This window comes from Microbacterium sp. 13-71-7 (assembly GCF_002257455.1).
Classification (GTDB): domain Bacteria; phylum Actinomycetota; class Actinomycetes; order Actinomycetales; family Microbacteriaceae; genus Microbacterium.
Genome location: NZ_NCKN01000419.1, coordinates 1 through 1,201 on the forward strand (window position 1 = coordinate 1; position 1,201 = coordinate 1,201).

General features: G+C 74.4%; 1 protein-coding gene. It reads left to right on the forward strand.

Annotation, left to right across the window (positions count from 1 at the left end; translation table 11 throughout):
- Window positions 1–54: 54 nt before the first annotated feature.
- The gene (locus B7X32_RS20960) at window positions 55–948 is read left to right on the forward strand and encodes a LysR family transcriptional regulator (RefSeq protein WP_292724186.1); all 894 of its coding nucleotides are present in this window, start codon (window positions 55–57) and stop codon (window positions 946–948) included.
- Window positions 949–1,201: the final 253 nt, after the last annotated feature.

Sequence of the window (1,201 nt, forward strand, 5' to 3'; positions counted from 1 at the left end):
GCAGTCTCGTCGCGGAGTTGGAGTCTCGCGGTCAAGGAGGAGTGAGGAGAGAGCGTGTTCGAGTTGCGGAGGCTGCGACTGCTGCACGAGTTCGCGCTGCGCGGGACCATCGCGGAGGTCGCGCACTCGCTCGCGTACAGCCCGTCGACGGTGTCGCAGCAGCTGGCGCTGCTGGAGCGCGAGGCGGGCGTCGCCCTGCTCGAACCGGACGGGCGGCGGATCAGGCTGACGGCGGAGGGACGGGTGCTCGCCGCGCACGCCGCCCGCGCCCTCGAACTCGACGAGCAGGCCAGGCAGGAGCTCAGCCAGGCGCCCGCCGAGGCCGTGCGGATCAGCGCGATGCCGACCGCCGCCGAGACCATCGTCCCCGCGGCGCTCACCGCCATCGCCGCGACGCACCCGCACCTGCGCATCGAGATGACCGAGGCGCCGCCCGAGGAGGGGCTGTTCGAGCTGACCGCGCGCCGGTTCGACCTCGTGATCGCCGAGCAGTATCCGGGCCACACCCGCGAGCGGCACGCGGGCAACGCGCACGAGCTGATCGGGGAGGATCCGATCCGCCTGGTCCTGCCTCCCGGCGAGGAGGCGGCGTCGCTCCCCCGGCTGCGGGATCGCGCCTGGGTGATGGAGCCGGTCGGATCCGCCGCACGGCAGTGGGCCGTGCAGCAGTGCCGCGCCGCCGGGTTCGAACCCGACGTGCGCTTCGAGGCGGCGGATCTGACGGCGCACGTGCGGCTCATCGAGGCCGGCCACGCGGTCGGGATGCTGCCCGACCTCATCTGGGGCGACGCCCCCGCCCGGGTCGCGCTGTCCGAGCTGCCAGGATCCCCCGTGCGCGAGGTGTTCACCGCGGTGCGCGAGTCGGCGCGCGCCTCGGAGGCGATCGGCGCCGTCCGCGGCGCACTGGCGGAGGCGTTCGCGCAGCACCGCCGGCCCAGGATCCGCTGAACGCTGGATCCCGGACCCGCGCGCGACCCGGACCCTGGATCCCGGACCCTGGATCTCGGACCGGCAACGTTCTGCACATCCTGCGACGTTCCGCACCGCATTCACCCCGGATCCGTGTGCGGATCGTCGCACCCTGTGCGAATCGTCGCACCGCGCGCCAGCGGCAGCAGCGGCAGCGGCAGCAGCGCCAGCGGCAGCAGCGGCAGCGGCAGCAGCGCCAGCGGCAGCAGCGGCAGCGGCAGCAGCGCCAGCG